The sequence below is a fragment of the Methyloversatilis thermotolerans genome (assembly GCF_000372885.1).
GTDB classification, from domain to species: Bacteria; Pseudomonadota; Gammaproteobacteria; order Burkholderiales; family Rhodocyclaceae; genus Methyloversatilis; species Methyloversatilis thermotolerans.
On record NZ_KB889967.1, the window covers coordinates 1904336 to 1924487 of the forward strand.

Genomic DNA, 20152 nt, shown 5'->3' on the forward strand with positions numbered 1-20152 from the left:
GGCAATAAAGGCAAGAATGGCATGCATCATTCACTGAACGGAGTACGCCATGAGGGCCGTCGGTTTCAACACACCGCTACCGATTTCTGATCCCCGATCCCTGCTCGATCTCGACCTGCCCGACCCTGAATGCGGCGAGCAAGATCTGCTGGTCGAAGTGCTTGCCGTCGCCGTCAATCCGGCCGATACGAAGGTGCGTGCTTCCGCGCGGCCTGCCGCCGGGACCTGGCGCATCCTCGGCTGGGATGCCGTGGGTCGCGTGCGGGCTGTCGGTTCTCGCGTGACGGGATTCAAGCCCGGAGACCGCGTGTTCTATGCAGGCGCGATCGACCGGCCTGGCTCTTACGCCGAGTTGCAGGCTGTGGACGCGCGCATCGCGGCCCCTGCACCCGCCACGCTGGACGACGAGCAGGCCGCGGCGCTGCCGCTGACCGCGCTGACGGCCTGGGAAACCCTGTTCGACCGCTTGCACGTTGATCGGCCCGTACCGGGCGCCTCCGATGCCCTCGTCGTGATCGGCGGCGCAGGCGGCGTAGGTTCCATCACGATCCAGCTGGCGCGTGCCCTGACCGGCCTGACCGTCATCGCAACCGCCTCTCGCCCTGAAACCGTCGAATGGGTCACGAAGCTTGGGGCCCATCACGTCATCGACCATACACAGCCGATGGCGCCACAGGTCGAAGCGCTCGGCTTGAGCGCGCCGCCGGCCTTCGTGTTCTCCACGAACCAGACCGATCGCTACCTCGAGGACATCGTGACGCTGATTGCCCCGCAAGGACGCATCGCACTCATCGACGATCCCGCGTCGCTCGATATCGTGTCGCTCAAGCGCAAGAGCCTGTCGATCCATTGGGAGTTCATGTTCACCCGCCCCTTGCTGGGAACGGCAGACATCGCCCGACAGCAGGAGATCCTGAGCAACGTCGCCGATCTGGCCAGCCAGGGGAAGATCGCGACAACCCGTACCCAGTCCCTCGGCTCGCTCAACGCCGAGAACCTGCGCAAGGCCCATGCCCTGCTGGAAAGCGGTCGGGCCATCGGCAAGATCACGCTGGCGGGCTTCCCTCGGCAGGAGCAAGGCGCATGACGATCCGAGCCTTCTCCAGAACGCTTGCCGCGCTCCTGCTGACATCGATCTCCGGCGCTGCCTGCGCGGTTGAGGTTCAGACCGCCGAAGTCGTTGCCGAACTGCCGGAGGCCGTTGGCAACATCGGCTTCACGCCGGACAACCGCGTGATCTACAGCCACCATCCGTTCTTCTCGCCGGCCGTCCGCGTTGCCGAACTCGATGCGGACCGGCGCTCCGGGCGCCCGTTTCCGAACCTGGCCTGGAACACGCCGCGAAAGGACAACGACCATTACCTGGATTCGGTGCTCGGTCTGCGCGGCGACGCCCAAGGTGTGATCTGGATGCTGGACATGGGCACGCGCAGTGGCATCACGCCCAAGCTTGTCGGCTGGAACACGCGCACGGACCGGCTGGAGCGCATCTACCACATCCCCTCGCCCGCCTCGCGACCGGAGTCACAGCTCAACGATTTCGCTATCGACGCCGCGCACGGCGCTTTCTATATTGCCGACGAAGGCATCGGGCCTGGCGGAGACGGTACGCAGGCTGCGCTGGTAGTAGTGGACATGCGCACAGGCGCCTCGCGCCGACTGCTGGAAGGCCATGCGAGCGTATTGCCGGAAGACGTGCCGATTGCCCCGGATGGCCGTGAACTGCGCGTGCCGGCTGGCGACGGCAAGCCGGTGCGCCTGCGCGTCGGTGCCGATGGCATCGCGCTCGACCGACGGGCCGAGTGGCTGTATTTCGGCCCGCTCAACGGTGGCTGGCTCTATCGGGTACGCACGGCGGACTTGCTCGACTCAACACTGAGTGCCCGGGAACTGGGCCAGCGCGTGGAACGCTACGCGCGCAAACCCAACAACGGCGGCCTGTCCATCGACGACGAGGGAAACCTGTACCTGACCGAGGTCGAACAGCGCGCTGTCGGCGTCATTGCTGCGAGCGACCGCCAGTATCGGCGCCTGGCCGCACACCCTGATCTGATCTGGCCCGACGGAGTCAGCCATTCGCCCGATGGATGGCTGTACGTCTCGGCCGCGCAGCTTTCGGAGGTTCCGATCTTCAACAACGGCAAGGCGCTGCATAAGCCGCCCTACTACATCTTCCGGTTCAAGCCGCTTGCCCGGGGGCGACTGGGAAACTGACAGGCCGGCTTGCGCTGGTCGGGGGTCGGATCGAGCGCGGCCTGCGCCACCGACGCGGCTCGCACCCTCACGAGCCTGACTGCTTCAGCTTGAACTCTCGACTGAATCTGCTGGTGCCGACCGAATTCTTACCACCCGTGCCGATCGAATTTTGGAGTTGGAGTGGCCCCCATCCGGTGGACGTCTTGTGGCCTGAGAGTCAAGCCATGTGATCGCAGTCAATAGCAGGGTTATCCAGGGCGCCGCAGCCGGCCCCATCCAGGCCGGGGGCGCGCGGCCCGGTGGGTAACCCGGGCTTGTCGTGAGGCGGCTCGACCCCGCGGTGTTTCTCCGCATCGTTCATCGGCGAGAGGCCGTCCGGCGGCGAATGTCGCCGGCGCGGGTCGTACCGGCTGTCCACCGAAAAGGGGCCACTTCAGTCAGTCGGCGAGCGGCTTCAGCGCAAAGCTGAGGGTGGCGAAATGTTCGACCAGATCGACCTTGCCATCGGCATCGCCGCGTGCGACGTATTCGGCGCGGATCACGTTGAGGCCCTGGTTACGCACCGTGACGGTGGCCAGTCCGTCGGCATCGGTCCGCACCGGGACGCCGTCCGGGTCATTGACCAGGTCGGGCCACACCTCCGCGCCGGGCAGCGCTCGCCCTTCGTGCAGCACGCGCACCGTCAGCACGTCACCGCTGCGCTGCGGAAAGCGCTTCCCGACCGGCACGATCTGGAAGGCCATGCCGGCCACCGGCTGCATCCCGCCCGCCGGCGCCGCCAGAAGATGTATGCCGTACTTCAGGTAGCGGCCGGTGGTGGTGGCGCCGGCCACCGAGTCCTTCGTCCCCGCCATCCACTTGCCCGAAGGCATGCGCGACCAATGGCCGTTGTCCATCGTCGTCGCCAGCACGATGGCCGCAGCGTCGGCGCTGATGAACACCATGGGCTCGGCCGGCACGGTACGCACCTCCACCGGACGACCGGCCGCGTCGAAGGCCTGCAGCGCCGTGATGCGGTCACGGCGGCTGAACACCTCGACGTCCTCGGCGCCTTCGCCATAGACCAGCGCCAGCCGGCCGGCGCGCTGGGCGAACCAGATGCCGTGCGCCCAGCCGGGCGTTGCCATCGTCAGCAGCAGCAGCGCCGCCATCATGCGGAATGCCTTCATCGCGCTCCCCCCGCTCAGAAATCGACGGTGGCCGACAGCAACAGCGTGCGCGGCGCGCCCTGCACCAGGCTGCCGTATTGCCATACGCCGGCCCAGTAGCTGCGGTCGAAGGCATTGCGCAGCTGGGCGCGGAAGACGGTGGCCCGGCCGGCGACCGTCGTGCGGTAGCGCGCGCCAAGGTCGACGGTGGTCCAGTCCGGTACGCGCAGCGTGTTGGCGCGGTCGACGTACTGGCTGCCGGTGTGCACCACGTTGCCGGTCAGCGTCACGCCGGGCAGGAAGGCGGCGTCCCACTCGGCGCCTATGTTGGCCATCAGCGACGGCACACCGACCGCGGTCCGGCCCAGCGTGGCGGCCGAATTGGTCTGTGTCAGGTCGGCGTCGAGCAGCGTGACGCCACCGAGCAGACGCAGGCCGGGCGCGGCTTCGCCGGACAGCGCCAGTTCGACGCCGCGATTGCGCTGTTCGCCATCGACCGCGAACACGGTGCCGGTCAGCTGGCCGCTCGGCTTGGTGATCTGGAATGCGCTCAGCGTGGCGATGACGCCGCCGATCTCGGCCTTCACGCCGACCTCGTTCTGCCGCGCCTTGTACGGTGCGAACACCTCGCCGGCGTTGCTGGCCGACGGCGGCGCGATGTCGCCGCGGCTCAGGCCCTGGATGTGGTTGGCGTACAGCGCCACCCGCTGCCAGGGCTTGACGACGATGCCGACGAGCGGCGTCAGCGCGCTTTCGTCATAGGCCGTCGTCAACGCGCCGGTCAGCGGATCGAAGTTGTCGGTTTCCACCCGCTGGCGGCGCACGCCCAGCGTGAGCTGCAGCCGCTCGTCGTACATCGACAGTGTGTCGGACAGCGCGAAGCCGCTCAGCTCGGTATCGGAAACGCGCGGCACGCTGCTCGTAAGCTGCACGTCCTGCGCCGGGCTGTCGAAGGGCGCGTACAGATTGGACAGCACCGCGGTACCGTTGGCCGAAATGCGGCCGAGGCGGTCCCGGTAGGTGCTGACCTGTGCGCTCACCACATGTCGCAGCGGCCCGGTTTCGAAGCGCGCGCGCAGACCCGCTTCGGCGGTACTGCGGTCGACGTCGAAGCGGAAGCGCTGCGGCACCGTGCTGGTGTCGCCGGCGGCATTCAGCACGGTCGGGTTGCCGAACAGGCGATCGACCCGGGTGCGTCCGCCGCCGACGCTGGCGAACAGCGTGATCTGCTCGCTCGCCGCGTACTCGACGCGTGCGAGCACCGACTGGTCCTCGGTTTCGAAACGCTCCCAGCGCTGCGACACGTTGCGCCGACCATCGGGCGCCGACGGCACGGCCACGCCGGCGCCGAGGAAAGGACGGCGCGACGGCGCGTCGATGTCTTCCCGCTGATCGACGATGTCCAGCGTGGCGCGCAGCCTGTCGCCGCTGTAGTCGAGCGCCAGCGCGCCCACCGTGGCGGCGCGCGACTGCTTGTCGATGCCGGTGTCGCCGTCGTACGCGCTGCCGTTGAAACGGATGCCAAGGCGACGATCCGGGCCGAAACGGCGGCTCAGGTCGAGGTGGCCGCCGTACTGCGCGTTGGGCGACGCGCTGGCGGTAAAGCGCGTGAGGTCGTCGGCGCCGGCGCGCTTGGGCACGATATTGATGGTGCCGCCCACGCTGCTGGCCGGCGACATGCCGTAGAGCAGCGCGGTCGGCCCCTTGATCACCTCGATGCGCTCGGCGTAATCGACCAGCACGCGATAGTTCGGCGCCACGCCGTGCACGCCGTCGAAGGCGATCTCGCCCGAGTTCTGGTCGCCGATCGGGAAGCCGCGGATGAAGAAGGTGTCGAGGATGTCGCCCGGATGACCCGAAATGCGGATCGACGGGTCGTTGCCGACGACGTCGGCCACGCTGACCGCCTGCCTGTCCTCGATCATGCCGGCGCCATAGCTGCTGACGCTGAAGGGGGCGTCCATCACGTCGGCGTTGCCCAGCATGCCCAGGCGTCCGCCGCGCGACATCTGGCCGCCGGCCTGCATCGGCGGCAAGGGGTGGAGGGATTCGGCGTCGGCGCGCACGCGCACCGCGTTCAGCACCGGTACCTCCCCGCTGTCCGACGATGGACGCGCGGCGCCACGGCGCACGGCGTAGCCGCCGCCCCGCGCGACGGCCTCGAAACCGGTATCGAGCAGCAGCGCCTGCAGCGCGCCCTCGACCGTGTAGTCGCCCTCCAGCCCGCGCGAACGCACGCCGGCCAGCTGCGCCGCCTCATAGGACACATTGACGCCGGCGATGCGCGCGTAGCGGTCGAGCGTCGTCGCGAGCGGACCGGCAGACAGACTGAAGTGCAGCACGCTGGCCGCTGCCGGCGCGGCAGCCTCCTGCGCGCGAACGGTGTGCGGCAGCGCGGCTGCCGTCAGCGTCAGGCCCAGCAGGGCGATGCGCAACGCCGCAGCGAGCGTCTTCAGCGGGGGATGCGCGCACGCCGGCGACGCGAGAGCGGAAAGAGGAGCATTCATGACGGTGTTCGAGTCCGGTTGGAAGAAGCGCCACCCAAACGGGCGCCTTCACTGCAGAGGCCGGACGAAACCGCGCATCCCCTCACTTCAGTCGAAAATTTCCTGGGTGGCCGTGTTCAGCCTGCCCGGTCCGCCTCGACGATGACCCAGTAGCGGGTGCGGTAGCGCACGGTCACCGGCTGCACCTGCGTCAGGAAGCGCAGCGCGCGGTCGGTGTCGCGCACGTGGAACACGCCGGACACGCGCCAGTCCGCGATCTGCGGATCGCAGACGATGCGGCCGCTGCGATAGCGCGACAGTTCGTCCAGCAGGTCGGCCAGCCGCATGTCGCGGCCGGTGATCACGCCGTCCGTCCACGCATCGTCATCCACATCCGCCACGACCGGCGGCGAGGTGCCTGCCGGGCCCAGCGTGCTGCGCTCGCCGCTGTGGATGACGACCGACGCGCCGCCGTCGGCCGGATGCGCCTCGACTGCGCCCTCCTGCACGCTGACCCGCACCTCGGAGCGCTCCAGCCGCACGATGAAACGGGTGCCCAGCGCACGCAGCGCACCGAAGGGCGTGCTGACCCAGAAGGGGCGCTTCGCGGCTGCCCCTGCGTCGTCGCCGGTGGTGATCATGATTTCGCCACGGTGCAGCACCAGCACACGGCGCTCGCCGGAAAAATCGCTGCTGATCGCGCTGTCCGTGTTCAGCATGACGACGCTGCCGTCGGCCAGACGCAGCGTACGCTGTTCGCCGACCGCCGTGCTCGCGTCGGCCAGCAGACGCTGCCAGGGCGTCGCTTCGCGCACCGCCCATCCGCTTGCGAGCGCGGCGCCCGACAGCGACAGCACGCGCAGGGCGCGTCGCCGGCCGGCAGCGGCTCCTCGGCGCCCGGCCTCGGCGGCCTGCAGCACCTCCTGCGCCAACCTCGCCGGCAGGCCGGAGAAGTCGCTGCGCAGCGCCGCCACCCTGCTCCACGCCTGCGCATGCCGTGGATCGGCGTCAAGCCAGCGCGCGAAAGCCTGCTTCGCTGCAGGCGTCGCCGCGTTGTAGTCCAGCCGCACCGACCAGGCGATTGCCGCATCGACGATGTCGTCCGGCAGGCGCTCGCCGGCTGCGGCAGACAGTCCGTCGCTCACGATTCGAAACGCAGCGCGTAGCAGTGACGCAGCGCGCGGGCGATGTAGCGCTCGGCGGTGGCCAGCGACACACCGAGCCGGCTGGCGATCTGCGGGCAACTGAGGCCTTCGAGCTGCGCCCACAGGAAGGCGGTGCGCACTTGCGGTTTCAGGCTGTCGAGCATGCGGTCGATCTCGATCAGCGCCTCCAGCACCAGCGCGCGGCTTTCCGGCGACGGCGCTTCGGCTTCCGGCAGCACGGCCAGCGTATCGAGCCAGGCGCGTTCGAGGGCGCGCCGGCGCCAATGGTCGATCACCAGACCGCGCGCAATGGTCGACAGATAGGCGCGCGGCTCATGCGCACGCACCGGCTGCTGCCGCGTCAGCACGCGGATGAACACGTCCTGCGCAATGTCCGCCGCCTCCATCGCGTCGCCCAGCTTGCGGCGCAGCCAGCCCTGCAGCCAGCCGTGGTGACCCCGGTAGAGATCCTCCGCCTCCCGCCGCAGCTCACATTCGACAGTCCGCACAGCGCACTCCCCTCGCGCCCGGTCCGCTGCCGCAGACAGGCATCAATGCAATTGATAATTGTTCGCATTGTAGGGACAGAGGAGCAGGGCGGCAATCGGGCGTGGAATACGGCGCGCAAAAAAGGCCCGGCACAGTTCCCGGGGGATTCATGAAGTTTTCTCGTCCCCGCCTTTGATACTTGTCGGGTCCTGGTCCTGCCACCCGCCCACTGGCGAAGGACGCCTTCCTGCAGCCCGATGCGCGAATCCAGTTCATAGACCGGCGTCAGATCGTGAACCGTTGCGCCGGTGGCCTTCGTCATCTGGAGTCAGCGATCCGCGCCAGCGCGTCGTCAAGCAGCCGACGATCTGCCTCGCGCTTTGCCGCCGTGCGCTGCGCCATGTTCTGCAGCTTGCGTCGCACTCCCGGCAACTTAGCCGCATGGGCAAGTCCGATCAAATTGAAATCCGGCTGCTCATCCTCGACTGAGTGCAGGAAGGCGCGCGACGGCTCATCCAGCCACGCCGCCACACGCGACAAAAGGCGCTCGCGGCTTTCCAGCAGCGCCCCTGCTTCAATAGGCTGCGTCGTCATGCCCTTGAAATGCGCCTCGAAGGTGGCCTCGAAATCTGCAGGCACGCGCGGCGCCAGCATTTCCCACGTCGGCTTGGGACTGCAGGTCAGGTACACGAGGAAGGTGTGCCAGAGCGCTTTGTCCGCCCGCGGGTCCTCCAGCAGCAGGCCAACGTCGAATAGATCGCGCGGGTGCTGCCGCGACAGCGCCGCCGCCAGCTTGCCGGCATAGAGGTCGGCGAAATCCAGCACCTGCGCCTCGGCGAAACCGAAAGCCTCCTCCACCCGTGGCCGCACGACCATGGTCCGCGCCGGATGCACCGTGCCGCGCATGACCGGCGTCGTCTCAATCTGCACGCGCGCACGGCCGCGACTGGCCACCAGCCGGGTGACCACCCCACCCTCGCCCGCCGAGGCCTGGACCTGCAATTGCAGAGGCCGGGCACGCAGTACATCCGCCAGTCGCCCCAGCGCTTCGGCAATGAGCTTCGCATCCTCGGCATAGTCATGCACCGGCAGCCAGGCCAGGTCGATGTCAACCGACAGACGCGGCAGATCGTGTTCGAACAGGTTGATGGCGGTGCCGCCCTTGAGCGCAAAACGCGGCTCCTGCGCCAGCACCGGCAGGATGTCGACCAGCAAGCGCACCCTGTCCGTGTACCGCCGATCCCAATGGTCAAGCCAGGTGCTCATCGAGGTTTCCCGGCAAGGTGATGTGGTAGGTCGGATGGAGGCGTCCGCCGGGCACCAGCGCGCGCTTGCCACGCCCCAGATCAACGCCATCCAATGGCACGCGCGACAACCACGCATGCCGATGGCGATCGGCCAGGGCCAGGAACAGCCGCTTGGCCTTGATGCTGCGGCAGTGGCGCAACATCATGCCGACACGCTGCGGACGCAGCGTGGTCATGGCCTGCATCAGCGCATCGGCCTCGTAGACCCCTGCCGCGTCCGATATGCCATCACACAGTTCCAGCATGGCCCGCTCGGGCGTCGAGCAGACCAAGGCGTCGGTTCCCGACGCCACTGAATGCCAGGCCAGGCCCGCTTCCGACAACGCCTTGTCGGAGACTTCCGCCGTGACGGGCACAGCCGGGAGATCAAGCAGATCCTTGCCCAGGTGCTCGAAGCGCTGCGCCAGTGGAAGCTTGCCCAGCCAGCCCGGCGGCCGCTGTGGCCCATACAGCGTGATCGTCCCGGCATCGCCCAGACGCAGGTAATGCTCGTGCCCCTGCAGAGCCAGTGCGAAGCGCCCTCCGACGTGCAGCGGCATGCCTTCCCCGACCTGCAGGCTGCGAACCACTCCATCCCATTGCAGCCGTCCGCCGGTGCGCATGTAGACGCCACGGGCCGGCGACACCAGCCATCCGCTGCCCACGTAGCGCGCGACCAGACTGTTGGAGTAGCCGTGCGCCCGTAGCCAGCGACTGGACACCAGGCGCGTATCGCCCAGCTCGGCCAGCAATCGGTTCAGCTTCCCTGAATTTTGAGCACTCATGGTGCTCAAATTATCAGATAAACAAACCATCACCAAGGACGGGCAGTTTGTCAGAAGACAAGAATGATCACTTCCAGTGATCTTCTATCTACTTATGCAAACCTTGTTATGCCGTCGATAGCGACGAGCCCCGACCGGGGCAAGCTGCGGCCGGCCCTCTCCTCAAACGGCCTTGTTGAGCACAGGGATTGAGGGGCTCTCAGACAGCACCTTCCGTATCTGGATCACAAAAAAGCCCGCAGTTACGCGGGCTTGAATGTGCTTTCGTGCAACCGGCGCCAATCTGTGGCAAACGCCGAGTCACTCCCACTCTATCGTCGCCGGCGGCTTGCCCGAGATGTCGTACACCACGCGGTTGATGCCGCGCACCTCGTTGATGATGCGGTTGCTCACGCGGCCGAGCAGGCTGTGCGGCAGTTCGGCCCAGTGGGCGGTCATGAAGTCCTGGGTCTGCACCGCGCGCAGCGCGACGACCCATTCGTAGGTGCGGCCGTCGCCCATGACGCCGACCGACTTCACCGGCAGGAAGACGGCGAAGGCCTGGCTGGTGAGGTCGTACCAGCTCTTGCCGGTCTGCGGGTCGATGGTGGCGCGCAGTTCCTCGATGAAGATGGCGTCCGCGCGGCGCAGCAGATCGGCGTATTCGCGGTGGATCTCGCCGAGGATGCGCACGCCCAGGCCCGGCCCCGGGAACGGGTGGCGGTACACCATTTCACGCGGCAGACCGAGCGCCACGCCCAGCTCGCGCACCTCGTCCTTGAACAGTTCGCGCAGCGGTTCCAGCAGCTTGAGTCCGAGCTGTTCCGGTAGGCCGCCGACATTGTGGTGGCTCTTGATGGTGGTGGCCTTCTTGCTCTTGGCGCCGCCGGATTCGATCACGTCCGGGTAGATGGTGCCCTGGGCGAGGAAGGTGGCGCCTTTGTGGCCCTGCCCGCCCGCCTTCAGCTTGGCGGCCTCCGCCTTGAACACCTCGACGAATTCGCGGCCGATGATCTTGCGCTTGGCTTCCGGGTCGGACACGCCCTTCAGGTGGCCGAGGAACTGTTCGCTGGCATCGACATGGATCACCCGCGCGTGCAGGCGGCCGGCAAACATGTCCATCACCATCTGCCCCTCGTTCAGACGCAGCAGGCCGTGATCGACGAACACGCAGGTGAGCTGGTCACCGATGGCGCGATGGATCAGTGCCGCGGCGACCGAGGAATCGACGCCGCCGGACAGGCCGAGAATGACCTCTTCGTCGCCCACCTGTTCGCGGATGCGCTCGACCGCTTCGGCGATGTAGTCGCCCATGATCCAGTCGCCCTGGCAGCCGCACACCTCGAGCACGAAGCGGCGCAGGATGTCGGCGCCGCGCGCGGTATGCGTGACTTCCGGGTGGAACTGCACGGCATAGAAGCCGCGTGTCTCGTCCGCCATGCCGGCGATCGGACAACTGTCGGTGGATGCCATGAGCTTGAAGCCGGGCGGCAGCGCGGTCACCTTGTCGCCATGGCTCATCCACACCTTCAGGATGCCGTGACCGTCCTCGGTGCGGAAATCCTCGATGCCGTCGAGCAGCTTGGTGTGACCGCGGGCGCGCACTTCGGCATAACCGAACTCGCGCACCGTGCCCGCTTCCACCTTGCCGCCGAGCTGCTGCGCCATGGTCTGCATGCCGTAGCAGATGCCCAGCACCGGCACGCCCAGTTCGAACACCGCCTGCGGCGCACGGTCGGTCGATTCCTCGTAGGCCGACATGTGGCTGCCGGACAGGATGACGCCCTGCGCGCCGAATGCGCGCACGAAATCGTCACCCACGTCGCAGGGATGGATTTCGCAATAGACATGCGCCTCGCGCACGCGCCGCGCGATGAGCTGGGTGACCTGGGAGCCGAAATCGAGGATGAGGATCTTGTTGTGCATGGCGCGTAAGGGGTAAGAGGCTAGGGACTGGGGACTAGGGCGCCGCAGCGATGCGCGACGCCAGTGAGGTTTGCAGGCCCCGGATCATCCGGCCTGTTTTTCCAGCAAGGACCAAGGTCGAATCAAGCCTGTCCTGATCAAGGCAGTCGAGACGGTGTGCAAGGATGAGCTGCGTTTCCGGTTCAGCAAGCGAACCCGGAGCGATCAAGAGAAAACGAAGTAAGTCGCGCGTCGAACTGCGCGCCTGCCCTTCCGCGCTATTCGGCGGAACGGGCACGGCTGCACGACGAAGCTGAGCAACCATAACGAAGCGCTCGCTATCCGGAAAGGAGCGACCCAGGGCATGGATGCCGAGCGCACGATCCATCGCTCGTTGCCAGACCCGCAGATCGCGATAACTGCGCACCTCGCTCATCCAGCGCCGGCCCCTCCAGCCCCTGGCCCCTGTTCCCGAGCCCCTCAATCAACGTGGTAGTTCGGCGCTTCCTTGGTGATCTGCACGTCGTGAACGTGGGATTCGCGGATGCCGGCGGACGTGATCTCGACGAACTGCGCCTTCGACCGCATCTCGTCGACCGTGGAACAGCCGCAATAGCCCATCGACGCGCGCAGGCCGCCCATGAGCTGCGTGATCACGTTCACTACCGGGCCCTTGTAGGGCACGCGGCCTTCGACGCCTTCAGGCACCAGCTTGTCGGCATTCGACGCCGGGTCCTGGAAGTAGCGGTCGGCGGCGCCCTGCTGCATCGCGCCCAGCGAACCCATGCCGCGGTAGGACTTGTAGGAACGCCCCTGGAACAGTTCGATCTCGCCCGGCGCCTCTTCGGTCCCGGCCAGCAGGCCGCCCAGCATGACCGCATTGGCACCGGCGGCAATGGCCTTGGCGATGTCGCCCGAAAAGCGGATGCCGCCGTCGGCGATCATCGGCACATCGGTCGAGGCGAGCGCGGTGGCGACATTGTCGATGGCGCTGATCTGAGGCACGCCGACACCGGCCACGATGCGCGTGGTGCAGATGGAACCCGGGCCGATGCCGACCTTGACACCATCGGCGCCGGCATCGACCAGTGCGCGCGCGGCATCGGCAGTGGCGATGTTGCCACCGATCACCTCGATGTGCGGGAAGGTGCGCTTGACCCAGCTCACGCGGTCGAGCACGCCCTGCGAGTGGCCATGCGCGGTATCGACCACGATGAGATCCACGCCGGCTTCGGCCAGTGCGGTGGCGCGTTCTTCGGTGCCTTCGCCGACGCCGATGGCCGCGCCCACTTGCAGCCGGCCATGCCCATCCTTGGCCGCCATCGGGTGTTCGGTGGACTTCAGCATGTCCTTGACCGTGATGAGACCGCGCAGCGTGTCGTGCTCGCCCAGCACCAGCACCCGCTCCAGGCGGTTCTTGTGCATCAGCGCGCGGGCTTCGTCCAGCGAGGCGCCTTCCTGCACATACACCAGCCGCTCGCGCGGCGTCATGATGCGGGCGACCGGCTGGTCGAGATTGGTTTCGAAGCGCAGGTCGCGATTGGTCACGATGCCGACCACGCGCGGGCCATCCAGAACCGGGAAGCCGGAAATGCGGTGGCTGCGGGTGAGCGTGAGCAGCTCGCGCACGGTCATTTCGGGCGAAATGGTGATCGGGTCCTTCAGCACGCCGGCTTCGAAGCGCTTCACCTTGGCCACTTCGGCGGCCTGCTGCTTTGCGGTGAGATTCTTGTGGATGATGGCGAGGCCACCTTCCTGCGCCAGGGCGATCGCCAGGCGGGCTTCGCTGACCGTGTCCATGGCGGCGGACAGCAGCGGGATATTGACGCGGATGTTGCGGGAGATTCGGGTACTGAGACTGACGTCGCGCGGCAATACATTGGAATGGGCCGGCACCAGGAGCACGTCGTCGAAGGTCAGCGCCTTCTGGATAACACGCATGACTACTTTCCCTACTGGCAAAAACGTATTATACGCTGGTCCATGCTGCAGTCTGCACCCGCCCCCCGGCCGGCGCGGTACCGCCCTTGCGCAAGGAGTCCCGAATTGCCCGCAGTGTCATCCCCGTACCCGATGTTCCGCATCGCCCTCGCCACCGTTGTCGGTCTTGCCCTGTCTGCAGCGTGCTCCGCGCAGATCTACCAGTACAAGGATGCGCAGGGCCGCACCGTGTTTTCCGACAGCCCGCCGCCGGGTGCCAATGCGGTGAAGAAGAACGTGAACGCGCCGCCGCCGTCGGGCGTTGGCGATACCTCGGCGCAGGACAAGCTGCAGGAATTCCAGAAGCGCCGCGAGGAAAGGCTGGAGAAGGAAGCCAAGGAAGCCAGGGAAAAGGCCGAACGCGAACAGGCGGCCGAGCACTGCGAACGTGCCCGCAACCGCTTGACCGGCCTGCAGTCGGGGCAGCGCATCGTGCGTTTCAATGCACAGGGCGAGCGCGAATTCCTGGACGACGCCGGCCGCGAGAAGGAAATCGCCACCGCGCAGAAGTCGGTGGACGACTGGTGCAAATAGGGGTCGGCGTCAGCTTGCGGGCGCATCCACGTCGCCGCCGCCCTTTTTGAGCACCTTGCCCTCGGCGGCACGCTGCCGGCGTACCTCCTTCGGATCGGCGATCAGCGCGCGGTAGATTTCCACGCGGTCGCGATCGCGCAGCGGCTGATCGGCCTTCACCAGTTTCGAGAACACACCGATCTTGTTGCGCGCGAGATCGATGTCCGGATGCTTCTGCAACAGCCCCGATGCCTCGACCGCCTGCAGCGCGGTCGCACCGTCCGGCAGTTCGACCGTCACGATGTCCTGGCGGTCGGGCAGCGCGTAAGCCACCTGCACGCGGATGCGGCCGGCCATCACTTCGGTTCCTGTCCGTCTAGGCGTTGCGCCTGCTTCACGAAGGCGTCGACGAAAGTATTGGCGATGTGACTGAACACGGGTCCGACCACTTTCTCGATCAGGCGGCTGGAAAATTCGTAGTGCAGATTGAATTCGATCTTGCACGCATGCTCGCCCAGCGGCGTGAACAGCCAGGTGCCGTCGAGCCGGTTGAACGGTCCCTCGACCAGGCGGATGGTCATGCTGCGCGGAAACACCTTGTCGTTTGCGGTGGCGAAATGCGCCTTCACCCCGTGGTAATTGATGTCGATACGGGCGCGGGTCAAGGTGTCGGTGCGTTCCATCAGTTCGCTCCCGCCGCACCACGGCAGGAACTGCGGATACTGCTCGACGCCATCGACCAGCCGGAACATCAGTTCCGCGCTGCGCTCGATGAGCACGGTTTTTCGGACTTCGGCCATGTCATCAGAAGGTAAAATCGCAATTTTAGCCGCGCAGCGCGGCGACTCGCAGCCCTTGTTTGGCTCGCGGGATGTTCGGCGCTGCCGTACCGGTTCCCCCACATGAGCATCGCCGACAACAAGAAGGCCTTTCACGACTATTTCATCGAGCAGCGCTACGAGGCCGGGCTGGTGCTCGAAGGCTGGGAGGTGAAGGCGATACGGGCCGGCCGCACCCAGCTCAAGGAAGCCTATGTGGTCCTGAAGGGCGAGGAGGTGTTCGTGATCGGCATGCATGTGTCGCCGCTGCCCACCGCGTCCACCCACATCAAGCCGGATCCGACGCGCAGCCGCAAGCTGCTGCTCAAGGGCGAGGAAATCCGCAAGCTCATCGGTCTGGTCGAGCGTGCCGGCTACACGCTGGTGCCGCTGAACCTGCATTTCACGCGGGGCCGCATCAAGCTCGAGATCGGGCTGGCCAAGGGCAAGAAGCAGTACGACAAGCGCGAAACCGAGAAGAAGCGCGACTGGGACCGCGAAAAGGCGCGGCTCATGCGCGACCGCGTGTGATGCGCCGATGCGCGGGAGGCCCGCCGGCGGCGAACCGTCGCGGCCGGACTCAGGCCGGTTGAAGCACCAGGCGCTCCAGCGTCGCCCGCGCAATGTATCCGCTGCGCGCTATGTGTTCCGCCAGCATGGCGTCCATGGTCGCCGCATGATGGGCGAACCACTGCGGCAGTTCGCGCACCAGGCTGCGCACGATGCCGTGATCGCCGGCGGCTGCAAGGCGACGCACTTCGCGCACCACCTCGAGCACTCTTTCGTGTTCGCCGTGATGGCAATGGACGGGCGGAAAACCGCTCTCCTCCATCCACTGCTGTTCCTGCGCGAAATGGGCTTCGGTGTGCTCGATCAGCGCATCGAGACAGGCCATCATGTCGTCCCGCCCCGCGTCGTCGAGGCGCGCCATCAGGTGCATGAATTCGTGGTGGATGTCATCCATCGGTGCCAGGCCCAGGCGGTGGGCGTCGCTCAGTGCGATATCGGACATGATCGGTACTCGACAGTGGAAAGCCTGGACTGTGCCTGCGCCGGGGCGCACGCACATTGATCCAGATTAGGGTCTGTTGACATCGGATCGCGGGATGCGCGCGCATCCCGGAGCGTCCGGATCAGGGCGGACCCACGCAGGCAAACGGCCGTCCGGCCGGGAGGCCCGACGTGGCGCCGGGTGCATCGGGACGGGATCAGCCAACCCCGGGCTATCGCCGCACCGCAGCGCAGCGGGCGGACGGGGCACGGTCGGTGATACAGTTGCGCGCTCTGCAAAAAGGCTTCCCGCATGACCCTCCCTGCCCTGCCCCACATCGCTCACATCGGACTGGGCGCCAACCTCGAGGATCCGCAACGCCAGGTGCGCGCGGCGCTGGACGAACTGGCCGCAACACCGGGTATCGCGCTGGAGCGTCGCTCCTCTCTATACCGCACGGCGCCTATCGGCTATGACGACCAGCCCGACTTCATCAACGCGGTCGCCCGGGTGCGGACCTCGCTCGCACCGCAAGCCTTGCTCGATGCGCTGCTGGGCATAGAACTGAAGCACGGCCGCGTGCGCGAATTCCAGAACGCACCACGCACGCTGGACATGGACGTGCTGCTGTACGACGACCTGACCATCGCCACCGAAACGCTGAACGTGCCTCACCCGCGCGCGCATCTGCGCGCCTTCGTGCTGCTGCCGCTGCTGGAGGTGTCACCCGATGTGGTGATACCCGGCGTCGGCCCGGCGCGCGACTGGCTGGCCGGCTGCCAGGACCAGGCGATCTCGCGCGTCGAGGAATGAGCGTACAGGGATAGAGCGAACTGGCAGGGGCCGGCCGCTACCGGCCAGGCACTTCAGAAACCGCGCTCGAATACCCGGCGCGCCCAGACCAGCGCCGCCAGTGTCTTGGCGTCAGTCAGTTCGCCTTGCCATACGGCGGCCATGGCCGCATCGAGCGACAGCGCGGTCACTTCAAGGAATTCCTCTTCGTCCAGGCGGGCGCCGACGTGGCGCAGGCCGCGCGCGAGAAAGATTTCGATGCGCTCGTCGGAATAGCCTATGCACGGATGCATGGTGCCGAGATGTTCCCAGGCATCGGCTTCATGACCGGTTTCCTCGCGCAGTTCGCGTATCGCGGTCTGTTCGATCGGCTCGCCCGGATCGATCTTGCCTGCGGGAAACTCGAGGAAAACCTTGCCCGGTCCATAGCGGAACTGCCGTTCGAACAGCAGGCGCCCGTCGGGCAGGATGGCGATGACGACCACCGCGCCCGGATGGCGGACGTATTCGCGCACGCCCTCGCGACCGTCCGGCAGGCGGACCTGATCGCGATACACCTTGAGCATGGCGCCGTCGTAGACCTGACGGCTGTCCAGTGTGTGCTCGGTCAGGTCCTGGCTCATGCCGTCCTTACTTCATGGCCTGGCCGAGCGCGGTCGCACACAGCGTGAGCAGCGGTTGCGGCATCAGGCCGATCAGCGCGATCGCCAGCGCATTCACCGACAGCAGCGCGCGCATTTCGCCGGAAGCCACCAGCGGGGTGCTGTCCAGCGCCTCGTCGAAATACATGAGCTTGACCACGCGCAGATAGAAGAAGGCACCTACCAGCGACATGAGCACCGCAAACACCGCCGTGTAGATGTAGCCGGCAGCGACCACCGCCTGCAGCACGGCCAGCTTGGCAAAGAAACCGATGAAGAACGGGATGCCGGCCATCGAGAACATGACCATCATGAGCACCGCGGCAAACCACGGGCTGCGGCGGTTCAGGCCCTTCAGGTCATCCAGCGTTTCGGCTTCGACGCCGGCACGCGTGAGCATGAGCAGCGTGCCGAAGGCAGCCGCGCTCATCAGCACGTAGGCGATGGTGTAGAACATGGCGCTGCCGAAGGCGTAGGAAAGCTGGATATCGCCCGAGGCGCGCAGCTCGATCACGCCGCTGACCAGGCCGAGCAGCATGAAACCCATGTGGGAAATGGTCGAATAGGCCAGCATGCGCTTCACATTGGTCTGCGCAATCGCCACCAGATTGCCGAGCGCGATCGACAGCACGGCGAGCAGCATGAGCATCTGCTGCCACTCCGCCGCCAGCGCCGGCAGGCCATCGACCAGCAGGCGGATGGCCATGGCGAAACCGGCCAGTTTCGGTGCCGAACCGATGAGCAGCGTGATGGCGGTCGGCGAGCCGTGATACACATCCGGCGTCCACATGTGGAAGGGCACGACGCCGAGCTTGAAGGCGAGGCCGGCCACCAGGAACACCAGGCCGAAGCGCAGCACTTCCATATTGGTCGCCGGATCGACCAGCTTGCGCGCGATGGCGGAAATTTCCAGCGTGCCGGTCGCACCATAGATCATGGACATGCCATACAGCAGCAGACCGGACGCCAGCGCGCCGAGCACGAAATATTTCATCGCCGCCTCGGTCGAGCGCGCCGATTCGCGGTCCAGCGCGACCAGCGCATAGACCGCCAGCGACAGCAGTTCCAGGCCCAGATAAAGGGTCAGGAAGTGGTTGGCGGAAATCATCACCTGCATGCCCAGCGTGGCGAACAGCACGAGCAGGTAGTACTCGCCGCGCTCGAGGCCGCGCGCCATCAGGTAGTCGCGGCTATAGACCACCACCGCGAACACGGTGATGTAGAGACAGCTCTTCAGCACATCGGCCAGACGGTCATCGACGAACATGCCGCTGAAGGTGAGCACGGTGTCGGGCGCCGCGGTGCTCACCTGGATGCCGAAAGCGCCCGCCAGCGTCGCCAGCGTCAGCACATACGGCAGCCAGCCCTGGCGTTCGGACTTGAACAGGTCGGCCAGCAACACGACGCAGGCCATCACCAGCACGAAGATTTCGGCTGATGCGGGGTAGAGATGGGGCAGCGGAAAGTTCATTCTTGTGGTCCGTCAGAGCTTGCCCGCTGCAACCTGTTGCAGCAGCTGGTTCACGGAAGCGTGCATGATGTCGGTCACCGGCTGCGGCCAGATCCCCATGGCCAGCGTGCAGATCGCCAGCACGCCGAGTATGAGCATTTCGCGGCCGTTGATGTCCTGCAGTTCGGCCACATGGCTGTTGGCGATGTCGCCGAACACGACGCGCTTGTACATCCACAGCGTGTAGGCGGCACCCAGTACCAGCGTCGTGGCAGCGGCGAAGCCGGTCCAGAAATTGAACTGTATGGCGCCCAGCGACACCATGAATTCACCGACGAAACCCGAGGTCGCCGGCAGACCGGCGTTGGCCATCGCGAACAGCAGGAACAATGCGGCGAACTTGGGCATGGTGTTCACGACACCGCCGTAGTCGGCGATGTTGCGGGTGTGCATGCGGTCGTACAGCACGCCTATGCACAGGAACATCGCGGCGGACACGAAGCCGTGCGAAATCATCTGCACCAGCGCGCCTTCCACGCCCAGCGGATTGAAGATGAAGAAACCGAGCGTGACGAAACCCATGTGCGAAATCGACGAGTACGCCACCAGTTTCTTCATGTCGGTCTGCACCAGCGCGACCAGACCGATGTAGATCACCGCAACCAGCGACAGCGCGATCACGACAGGCGCGAAATGCTGGGCAGCGTCCGGCACGATGGGCAGCGCGAAGCGCAGGAAGCCGTAAGCGCCAAGCTTCAGGCCGATGGCCGCCAGCACGGCGGAACCGCCGGTGGGCGCCTCGACGTGGGCATCGGGCAGCCAGGTGTGCACCGGCCACATCGGGATCTTGACCGCGAAACTGGCGAAGAAGGCCCAGAAGATCAGCGACTGCGCGGCCATCGCGATCGGTTCGCGATGCCAGTCGAGAATGGCGAAGCTGCCGCTCTTGTGGAACAGATAGAGCAGCGCCACCAGCATGAGCAGCGAACCGAGCAGCGTGTAGAGGAAGAACTTGAACGCCGCATACACGCGGTTCTTGCCACCCCACACGCCGATCACCAGGTAGAGCGGAATGAGCGACGCTTCGAAGAACACGTAGAACAGGATGCCGTCGAGCGCGGAAAAAATGCCGTTGAGCAGACCCGACATGATGAGAAAGGCGGCGAAGTACTGCGACGGCTTGTATTCGATCACCTGCCATCCGGCCATCACCACCAGCACGGTAATGAAGCTGTTCAGGATGATGAAAGGCATGGAAATGCCATCCACGCCGAGGTGGTAGTTGATGTTGTAGTCGCGTATCCAGGGCGTGAGCTCGACGAACTGCATGGCCGCGCTCGCGTTGTCGAAGCCGGTGTAGAGCGGCAGCGTCACCAGGAAGCCGAACAGCGCGGACACCAGCGCAATCAGCTTGGAGAACGCGACGTTGCGTCCATCGCCGCTGGCGAGCACGAGCAGGCCCCCGACGATGGGCAGCCAGATGGCAAGACTGAGAAGAGGAATATCGGTCATTTCTGTGTTTGTTCAGACGCTCCGGGGGTCGAATCG

At 66.2% G+C, this 20152-nt stretch carries 20 protein-coding genes; 5 read left to right on the top strand and 15 right to left on the bottom strand.

Going from position 1 to position 20152, the window contains the following annotated elements; genetic code table 11:
- Positions 1–49 precede the first annotated feature (49 nt).
- Together A3Q7_RS0108340 and A3Q7_RS0108345 are read left to right on the top strand one after the other, a co-directional pair.
- Positions 50–1087: a zinc-binding alcohol dehydrogenase family protein gene (locus A3Q7_RS0108340; RefSeq protein ID WP_018411410.1), complete on the top strand. Its 1038-nt coding sequence runs from the start codon at positions 50–52 to the stop codon at positions 1085–1087.
- Positions 1084–2214, top strand: a complete 1131-nt coding sequence (locus tag A3Q7_RS0108345; protein ID WP_018411411.1) for an L-dopachrome tautomerase-related protein — start codon at positions 1084–1086, stop codon at positions 2212–2214. The genes A3Q7_RS0108340 and A3Q7_RS0108345 overlap by 4 nt, the downstream gene beginning before the upstream one ends.
- A gap of 419 nt (positions 2215–2633) precedes the next feature.
- Here the strand turns inward: A3Q7_RS0108345 and A3Q7_RS0108350 are convergent, their stop codons facing one another.
- The 9 genes from A3Q7_RS0108350 to guaB form a co-directional block, all read right to left on the bottom strand.
- On the bottom strand, positions 2634–3365 hold the full coding sequence (locus A3Q7_RS0108350; RefSeq protein WP_018411412.1) for a DUF4198 domain-containing protein: 732 nt from the start codon (positions 3363–3365) through the stop codon (positions 2634–2636).
- 14 nt (positions 3366–3379) lie between these two features.
- A complete protein-coding gene (locus tag A3Q7_RS0108355) occupies positions 3380–5851 on the bottom strand; it encodes a TonB-dependent receptor (protein ID WP_018411413.1) in 2472 nt (823 codons plus the stop codon).
- 116 nt (positions 5852–5967) lie between these two features.
- On the bottom strand, positions 5968–6975 hold the full coding sequence (locus A3Q7_RS0108360; protein ID WP_018411414.1) for a FecR domain-containing protein: 1008 nt from the start codon (positions 6973–6975) through the stop codon (positions 5968–5970).
- A complete protein-coding gene (locus A3Q7_RS0108365; RefSeq protein ID WP_018411415.1) occupies positions 6972–7484 on the bottom strand; it encodes a sigma-70 family RNA polymerase sigma factor in 513 nt (170 codons plus the stop codon). Before A3Q7_RS0108365 ends, A3Q7_RS0108360 begins: the two co-directional genes overlap by 4 nt.
- A gap of 298 nt (positions 7485–7782) precedes the next feature.
- On the bottom strand, positions 7783–8820 hold the full coding sequence (locus tag A3Q7_RS0108370; protein WP_232417870.1) for a nucleotidyl transferase AbiEii/AbiGii toxin family protein: 1038 nt from the start codon (positions 8818–8820) through the stop codon (positions 7783–7785).
- Complete coding sequence (locus tag A3Q7_RS0108375; RefSeq protein ID WP_026224625.1) at positions 8714–9535, bottom strand: type IV toxin-antitoxin system AbiEi family antitoxin domain-containing protein; 822 nt, start codon at positions 9533–9535, stop codon at positions 8714–8716. The genes A3Q7_RS0108370 and A3Q7_RS0108375 overlap by 107 nt, the downstream gene beginning before the upstream one ends.
- 300 nt (positions 9536–9835) lie before the next feature.
- Complete coding sequence (gene guaA / locus A3Q7_RS0108380; RefSeq protein ID WP_018411418.1) at positions 9836–11440, bottom strand: glutamine-hydrolyzing GMP synthase; 1605 nt, start codon at positions 11438–11440, stop codon at positions 9836–9838.
- Positions 11441–11474: 34 nt separating this feature from the next.
- Positions 11475–11855: a four helix bundle protein gene (locus tag A3Q7_RS20515; protein WP_077231337.1), complete on the bottom strand. Its 381-nt coding sequence runs from the start codon at positions 11853–11855 to the stop codon at positions 11475–11477.
- Positions 11856–11899: 44 nt separating this feature from the next.
- The gene (gene guaB, locus A3Q7_RS0108390; protein ID WP_018411419.1) at positions 11900–13360 is read right to left on the bottom strand and encodes an IMP dehydrogenase; all 1461 of its coding nucleotides are present in this window, start codon (positions 13358–13360) and stop codon (positions 11900–11902) included.
- A 114-nt stretch (positions 13361–13474) separates the two neighbouring features.
- Between guaB and A3Q7_RS0108395 the strand changes: the two genes are divergently transcribed.
- A complete protein-coding gene (locus tag A3Q7_RS0108395) occupies positions 13475–13933 on the top strand; it encodes a DUF4124 domain-containing protein (RefSeq protein WP_232417872.1) in 459 nt (152 codons plus the stop codon).
- Positions 13934–13942: 9 nt separating this feature from the next.
- On the opposite strand, the gene A3Q7_RS0108400 is transcribed toward A3Q7_RS0108395, so the two are convergent.
- Positions 13943–14269, bottom strand: coding sequence for an RnfH family protein (locus A3Q7_RS0108400; protein ID WP_018411421.1), 327 nt, complete (start codon positions 14267–14269; stop codon positions 13943–13945).
- Positions 14269–14712, bottom strand: coding sequence for a type II toxin-antitoxin system RatA family toxin (locus A3Q7_RS0108405; protein WP_018411422.1), 444 nt, complete (start codon positions 14710–14712; stop codon positions 14269–14271). Before A3Q7_RS0108405 ends, A3Q7_RS0108400 begins: the two co-directional genes overlap by 1 nt.
- A gap of 102 nt (positions 14713–14814) precedes the next feature.
- Between A3Q7_RS0108405 and smpB the strand changes: the two genes are divergently transcribed.
- Positions 14815–15261 (top strand): SsrA-binding protein SmpB, encoded by a 447-nt coding sequence (gene smpB, locus A3Q7_RS0108410; RefSeq protein ID WP_018411423.1) that lies wholly within the window; start codon positions 14815–14817, stop codon positions 15259–15261.
- 49 nt (positions 15262–15310) lie between these two features.
- On the opposite strand, the gene A3Q7_RS0108415 is transcribed toward smpB, so the two are convergent.
- Entirely contained in the window at positions 15311–15742 is a 432-nt protein-coding gene (locus A3Q7_RS0108415) for a hemerythrin domain-containing protein (RefSeq protein ID WP_018411424.1), read from the bottom strand.
- 291 nt (positions 15743–16033) lie between these two features.
- Here A3Q7_RS0108415 and folK point away from each other — a divergent pair, with 291 nt between their 5' ends.
- The gene (folK, locus tag A3Q7_RS0108420; RefSeq protein WP_018411425.1) at positions 16034–16534 is read left to right on the top strand and encodes a 2-amino-4-hydroxy-6-hydroxymethyldihydropteridine diphosphokinase; all 501 of its coding nucleotides are present in this window, start codon (positions 16034–16036) and stop codon (positions 16532–16534) included.
- 53 nt (positions 16535–16587) lie between these two features.
- Here folK and A3Q7_RS0108425 read toward each other — a convergent pair whose 3' ends face one another.
- Genes A3Q7_RS0108425 through A3Q7_RS0108435 form a run of 3 tightly spaced genes read right to left on the bottom strand, consistent with a single transcriptional unit; the run spans position 16588 to position 20116 of the window.
- On the bottom strand, positions 16588–17136 hold the full coding sequence (locus A3Q7_RS0108425) for an NUDIX domain-containing protein (RefSeq protein WP_018411426.1): 549 nt from the start codon (positions 17134–17136) through the stop codon (positions 16588–16590).
- A gap of 7 nt (positions 17137–17143) precedes the next feature.
- On the bottom strand, positions 17144–18625 hold the full coding sequence (nuoN, locus tag A3Q7_RS0108430) for an NADH-quinone oxidoreductase subunit NuoN (RefSeq protein ID WP_018411427.1): 1482 nt from the start codon (positions 18623–18625) through the stop codon (positions 17144–17146).
- Positions 18626–18637: 12 nt separating this feature from the next.
- Complete coding sequence (locus A3Q7_RS0108435; protein ID WP_018411428.1) at positions 18638–20116, bottom strand: NADH-quinone oxidoreductase subunit M; 1479 nt, start codon at positions 20114–20116, stop codon at positions 18638–18640.
- Positions 20117–20152 lie beyond the last annotated feature (36 nt).